At 59.2% G+C, this 6877-nt stretch carries 4 protein-coding genes; 1 reads left to right on the top strand and 3 read right to left on the bottom strand.

Annotated elements, in window-relative coordinates:
- Nucleotides 1-9: 9 nt before the first annotated feature.
- A complete protein-coding gene (locus DTS01S_RS04905; protein WP_046239606.1) occupies nt 10-1569 on the top strand; it encodes a methyl-accepting chemotaxis protein in 1560 nt (519 codons plus the stop codon).
- 85 nt (nt 1570-1654) lie between these two features.
- On the opposite strand, the gene DTS01S_RS30295 is transcribed toward DTS01S_RS04905, so the two are convergent.
- The 3 genes from DTS01S_RS30295 to DTS01S_RS29415 form a co-directional block, all read right to left on the bottom strand.
- Nucleotides 1655-2752, bottom strand: coding sequence for a hypothetical protein (locus tag DTS01S_RS30295; protein WP_139223788.1), 1098 nt, complete (start codon nt 2750-2752; stop codon nt 1655-1657).
- A gap of 202 nt (nt 2753-2954) precedes the next feature.
- A complete protein-coding gene (locus tag DTS01S_RS31130) occupies nt 2955-3500 on the bottom strand; it encodes a hypothetical protein (protein ID WP_254787892.1) in 546 nt (181 codons plus the stop codon).
- The coding region (locus tag DTS01S_RS29415; RefSeq protein WP_174538858.1) for an RHS repeat-associated core domain-containing protein at nt 3458-6877 on the bottom strand (3420 nt) is incomplete at its 5' end. The genes DTS01S_RS31130 and DTS01S_RS29415, both read right to left, overlap by 43 nt.

The raw sequence follows: 6877 nt of genomic DNA on the forward strand, positions 1-6877 counted from the left end.
GTGGTACCCATGCGCGTGAATTTGCCCGTCAGCCAGCTCAACTACGACTTTCCGGGCGATGAGCTGCTGGTATCCGTCACCAACACCAAGGGCGAGATCACCCATTGCAACCCTGCCTTCGTGCGGGTCAGCGGCTATACCTACGAGGAACTGATCGACCAGCCGCACAACCTCATCCGCCACCCGGACATGCCGGCCGCCGCCTTCAAGGACATGTGGCGCACCATCGCCCACGGCTACCCGTGGACTGCCCTGGTCAAGAACCGGCGCAAGAACGGCGACCACTACTGGGTGCGCGCCAACGTCACGCCCATCATGGAAGGCGGCCGGCCGCGCGGCTACCTGTCGGTGCGAACCAAGCCCCGGCCGGACGAGATCGAGGCCGCCGAAGCCCTCTATGCCCGCATGCGCGCCGAAGCCGATGCCGGCCAGGAAACCCTGCGACTGCGCGGCGGCGAACTGCGCCGCCTGGGCCTGGCCGGGCTGTGGGACCGCCGCAGCGACCTGGGCCTGACAGCCCGCATGGCACTGATGCTGGGCGGCGTGGGCCTGGCGGCCATGCTGCCCGACCTGCTGGGCTGGCAGGGCGCCGCAGCCTGGGGCACGCGCCTGGCCGCCTTGTTGGCGGGTGGCAGCTTTGTGCTGTGGCGCTTCCAGCAGCGCTGCGTGGCGGGCCTGGAGCAGGCCAGCGGCTTTGCCGCCGACATTGCCAGCTGCCAGCTGGGCACTGACATGCAGCACGACTACAGCGGCCCCATGGGCGCCCTGATGCAGCGGCTGCAGCAGATCCAGATCAACCTGCGCGCCGTGGTCGGCGACGTGCGCACCGAAATGCGCGGCTTTGCCACGACGGCCCACGAGATCGCCCAGGGCAGCTTCGACCTCGCGCAGCGCACAGAATCCCAGGCCACCAGCCTGCAGCAGACGGCGGCCTCGATGGAAGAGATATCGGGCACCGTCGCACAGACCGCCGACACGGCCCAGCTCATGGCCCATGAAAGCGACCAGAGCCGCCAGGTCGCCGGCAAGAGCGGCGCCGCCATCCAGGAAGTGGGCGCTGCCATGGAGCACATCCGCGGCTCCTCGCGCCGCATGGGCGAGATCATCGGCGTGATCGAGAGCATTGCCTTCCAGACCAACCTGCTGGCCCTGAATGCCGCCGTCGAAGCGGCACGCGCAGGCGAGCAGGGCCGCGGCTTTGCCGTCGTGGCCGGCGAAGTGCGGGCCCTCGCCCAGCGCAGCGCCTCGGCCGCCAAGGAAATCAGCGGCCTCATCAACCGCACCGTGGACGGCATCAACGATGGCAACGCCCGCATGGACGCCGCAGGCCGCACCATCGACGGCATGGTCGACGCCGTGGGCCGCGTCAGCGACTTGGTCCACCAGATCAGCATCGCCACGCGCGAACAATCCGTAGGCATCGCCCAGGTCAACGACGCCGTGGCCCAGCTCGACTCCGTCACCCAGCAAAACGCCGCACTGGTAGAGCAATCGGCCGGCGCGGCGGGCTCGCTGCGCGCCAGCGCTCAGTCGCTGGAGCGGTCGCTGGAGGTGTTTACGTTGAGGTGAGGGGAAGGGCCGGTTGGAGGGGGTCTGCTTGGGGCAGGCCACAGTCAGGCCATGGGCTGTGACTGCCTTGAAATGCCGGGACAGTTCAGAAATCCCGGCTTTCGATAAAACAGAATTCGGTGCGGTTCGCGCCTGAGTCGGTTTTGAGGCGAGAGTCCGCGCTGACGATATGCAGCTCGTTGCCATAAGCATGCACGTAGTTGAAATCATTGCCGGATGCCACTACACCTGATTCTGTATCTATGCTTGTATGGACTGATTGGTCTTGCTGACTGATGCGGTGCACTAGGAGCTTCCTATCATTTACGCCAACCCAGGCAATGTCTTTGCCCACCTCTACCATCTTCCCAAAAATGGAAGCGATGTTCTGGCGTTGATGAAGCTTGGTTCTCCATAGAAATCCAAAATTCTCCGAACGTTTTTCTACATAGAGCTGCTCGCCGATCCAGTAGCTGATGGCCAGGCCTCCATCTTTGAGTGCAATGCCTGTGGTTGCAGTTGAATTCAAAGGGATTTCAATCAACAGATTTCCTGTGGCACCATAGACTCTCAGTGCCGATCCGATAGATTGCTGAGAGATTTTTTCTACGTAATAGTTGAGAATTCCGATGATGCGCCCCTGGCTTTCGAACAGCGCCGTTATCTCCCCTTGGCGATTACCTTGTATTTTTAGTGGCTTGCTTTTCTGTAGGTCATGGCTGAGATACTGTAGGGATGGCATATCTTTTTCTGTTATTCCTCCTATGAAATAGCCCTTGGCACTTGCGGCGATGCTGAGGACAAGTGTCATTTCGCTCAATGGTCTGGTGCGCGATACCATTGACAAGTCTTTCTTCAATTGCAGAATTGTCGAATCACCTTTGTGGCCCATGTGAATTAGTAATGGACGGTATTGGGTGGTTTCTGCAAATGACGGGAGAATATAGAGGCTGATCGGTGAATTTATTATCTCGGTGGATTTTTCTGAGCCACATCTCATCTCCTGGGTATATAGAGTTGGGGTGTTTTCAGATGAGTGTGTTCTTAATATTGACTTGACTAGATGCGAGGTGCCATTTCGTGAGATTAATTGTACATACGGAGGATGTGCTGGCTTTGTATTTGTAGTGGATAAATTTAACTTTGCGTACGCTTGAGTGATGCTGGTCGCAAAATATATGATCAATAATCGGAATATTTTCATGAAATATTCCGAATGGTTTGATGAATGATTGTCTGGCGTACGACATGTTGTGGAATGTGTTCTGGATTGTTCATGCATCGGCATAAAGTACAACATGAAAGAACACAGGCTTACGGGGTTTGCATCCATATCATCATGGATGGGCTGGAGTTTATTTTCCTGCATATGCCCCTTATTGAATGTTCTGAGTAATTGCTTCTGTCTAGCGCCACTTATAAGGTTTAGCGGTGATTTCCACTTTGTCATCTCGAAATATGACAATCATCTTCAATTGGGTATTTGGGCGGTCTGCTCGGACTTTTGAAATAAGCTCTGGAGTCAGTATGGGAGTCAGGTCCACACGCTGTACGTAATGGGGGTTGGTGGCCCAGAGTTTCTCATAAATTTCATCGCTTTTGCTCGAGTACTTTATTTCTTGCGGAGTGTTTTTTGACCAATCGAGAAATTCATTGCTATAAATAAACCACTCTATTTCTACAGATCTTGGTATTCCTCCTTGTGTATCTCCTGGCATAAAACTCATATGTGATCCTCCTCCTCCTGGGCCAAGTGGACCAGGAAATGGTCCTCGTCGTCCGTCAAAATCAAAACGCTTTGCTAATAATGAGCTTATTCCTTTGTTGTAAAAAGACAATGACAAGCCAATGCCTTGCTTTCTATTTGCGCAACTGGCTAATGGTAATAAAAATGATGAGGAAAAATAAACTATCGCAGTGCGACGGTTAGTCCATAATTTTCTTGTAGCCATTTTGCATATTCCCTTATATCTATATCTCCAGTAATAGCTGATACACCATCTCTATCAAATCCCGGCCTGTCTCTATATTTGATGAATTTTTGGCTCTCGGCGTGCGTCAGTCCTTCTATCTCTGCAACACGTCGATAGATACAATCACCTTTCTTTTCATTGTTCTTTTTTAAACAAAAAAGGCTGTCTTCTGGAATTCCGCCGGGAGGTGTAGTGCTTTTGTCGTGAAGAACGGGCTCGGTTACTGTGCCCCATTTTTTGTCACCAGCCTCCTCCCAGCTTCTCATTGCTAAACCACTCTCCTTTGCCTTCTCTGTAATCCAGTTCAGCGCCACATTGGACAAGTCGCCCGTCCCAAAGCTGCCGCCAATATCGGAATGGCTTCCAATAAAGCCTAACTGGATGCCTCGATCAATAGCTTCGCCAGGGAATATTGAGCGATGCTCATTCAGCGCCACGGCCTGGAATACATGTTGAATTTCAGCAGGAATAGCGAGTTGCCATTCGTCATTGCTGGCTCCAAGGGCACCAAACTGTGCTACGGTATCCCACAGCCCCAGGAAACGCATTTCCACACAGTCGGATTTTTCCTTCCATCGACGCTCCTTGGTACGAGTGATCACCCGGTTTGCAAAGTCCCTGGCCATGGCGGCACCACGGCTGAAACCTACAATATCTATACTTACTCTCTTTCCGTCCGCAAACTGATGAGACTCCATGTACTTATCCAGCTGTCCCAGCATGTAGTCCACACGTTCGCGGGCTGTGACACCCCTGGAATAGTCTCCCATTCGTGTGCGGATACCTTTATCCAAGTCATTACGGCCCACACCATTGATATGCAGGCGCGGTCCATTAGCTGTCTCGTCATACGCTAGAAAAAACTTGTAGACATTGGATAACGTGTCATTTTCGGGTGGTGGATTGGAATTACCTGTTCCATCAAACGCAAACAGAATCAACCCCTCCGGATCCACATACCGCAGCGGATTGCCCCGCACATAGCTGTAGGGATTGGGTCCATCCGGCATGCCCAACGGATCGGGTGTGAGGTATTGGCCCCGGTCCGGTTCGTAGTAGCGGTGCAGGTTGTAGTGCAGCCCGGTTTCGGCATCGTGGTACTGGCCCGGCAGGCGCAGCGGCATTTCAAAGCTCGGGGCTGAAGGTTGGGACATCACCTGCTGCCGGCCAAACGCCGTGTAGCGGGCGCGCCAGATCAACTGGCCCTGCGTGTCGGTGGCCGCTTCCACGGCACCCAGGTGGTTGGTGTGCAGCCAGGCCAGGCGTTCGCCGCCGCCCACCCAACGGCCCGCGATGGTGCCCAGGTCCTGCACGATGCGCCCCAGCGTGCCGGGGCCATCCGCAGGCTTGCGGCCTTGGGGCGTGTCGATGACGGCCAGGGGCCACTGGCCCAGGTGGATGTACTGGCGCGTGATGTGGCCCTGGGCATCGAGTTCGGCGCTGAGTTGGCCGGATTCGTAGAGGTACGCCCGGCTGCCTCCTTGGGCCTTGCCGGTGTGCTTGGCAATGCGCTCGCCCCGGTGGTTGTAGCGGTAGCGGGCCAGCGAGGCGCCCTGTTCGCTGACCTGTTCCAGCCGCCCCAATGCGTCCCAGCGGTAGCTGCGCGGGCCTGCCTGCAGGGGCTGGCCGTTGGCGTTGTACTGGGTGCGTTGCGTGGTTGTGTCTTTCTGGTCCGCTGCACGCTCGGCACTCCAGCGGTGGCTGCCTGGCAGGTAGGCGATGGCCCGCGTGCCCGCCTGCAGATCGCCGGAGGCCACGTTCTGCTGGTCCAGGGTGCGCCTGCCGGCCTCGTCATAGTGGTAGCGGCTGGAGCGCAGTTCCTGGCCAGTGCGCTGGACCTGGACGATCAGGCGGTCGTGCATGTCGTAGGCATGGCTGTCCTGGTGCAAAGTCTGCGGGGCTTGGCTGTAGTGGTCCTGGCGCAGCAGCAGGTTGCCTTGGCTGTCCCACAGGTAGCGCATGTCCAGCAGGGCTTGGGGGTCGGTGGGCTGGCCCAGGGCTCCCGGCTGGTCGGGCGCCGGTTCGGCTGTCGTTTGCGCGGCAGTTGCTGCAGTGGCCTGTGCCTTGGCTTGCATGGGCTCGGCCGCATGGGCCGGGGTCAGGCCTAGCAGTTGCTCTGCAATGTCGGTGGGCCGGGCACCCAGCATCCAGTCATGGGATGTGCCAGAGGCAGTGCGTGTGTTGTTCTTGCCGGTCTGGCGGTAGACGATGCGCGCCAGCAGACCTTCGCGGCTGCGCTGATAGCGGGCCTCGATGCCGTTGCCTGCCTGCCAGCTGCGCAGTCCCACCAGGTCGCGCTCGAATCCGGTGGCAATGGTTTGCGCCGGGCTGAGCCAGCGCAGCCAGGGAGTGCGCACGCGCTGCCGCTGCAGGCCGGTGATCTGGCCATGGCCGTCGCGCAGGTAGTGCAGCCAGCTGCCGTCGGGAAGGCTGGCGGCGGAGAGTCTGCCGTGGCTGTCGTATTCGTAGTGGAGGGTGTGGTGCTGGCTGCTCTCCCCGCTTTCACCGTTTGCACCGCTTTCTTCATGGCGGGTGATGCGCTTGCGCACGCGCAGGCCCCTGTCGTTGTATTCGTAGGCCTCGCTTTGCTCGGGATGCTCCAGCGCCACCAGCCTGGGGCCCTGGTAGCGCCAGCGGGTGGTGGTGGTGCGTGGCCGCGCGCCATCTTGCGGCAGTTGCGTGATGGTTTGGCGCAGGATGCGGCCGCGCAGGTCGTATTCGTAGCGCGCCTGCTGGCCCAGGGCGTCGCGGCCCGAGACCAACCGGTCGGTGGCGTCGTAGCCGCGAATGCTCAGGCCGCTGTCGGGGCTGAGGGTGGCGACGCTGCGGCCGAAGTCGTCGTAGAACTGGCGTGCCTGCGGTGCAGTTTCAGTGCCGGCCTTGTCTGCGGCGGATGGCGGCTGCTCTGGCGCGCCGGGCTGGTAGGTCTGCACCTGGGCCATGAGGCGGCTGCCGTCATCGGCGCGGCCACCGTAGCGACCGGACTGCAGCAGGCGGCTTTCCGTGTCGTAGCGGTGCTGTGTGAAGCTGCCTCGGACATCGGCGCTCCACAGCAGGCGGCCCAGGGCGTCATGGTGCTGGCGGGTCTGGGCCGCATAGGCGGCATTGCCCGTCTTGTCCCCGTTGCCGGGCCAGCCGCCGGTGCCGGTTTCCGTGAGGTGGCCCAGCGCGTCGTAGCGCCAGCTTTGCTCTTGCAGCACGCTGGCGTCGGGGGCCAGGCTGCGCATGGCCACCAGTCGGGCCTGGGCGTCGTGGCGCAGTTCGGTGCGCCAGCCCGTTTCGTCCTCCTTGGCCGAGGGATCCCGGCTGTGCATCTGGATGATGCGCCCGGCCTTGTCATGCTCCAGCGCCACGGC

The organism is Delftia tsuruhatensis NBRC 16741 (assembly GCF_001571325.1).
Lineage (GTDB): Bacteria > Pseudomonadota > Gammaproteobacteria > Burkholderiales > Burkholderiaceae_C > Comamonas > Comamonas tsuruhatensis.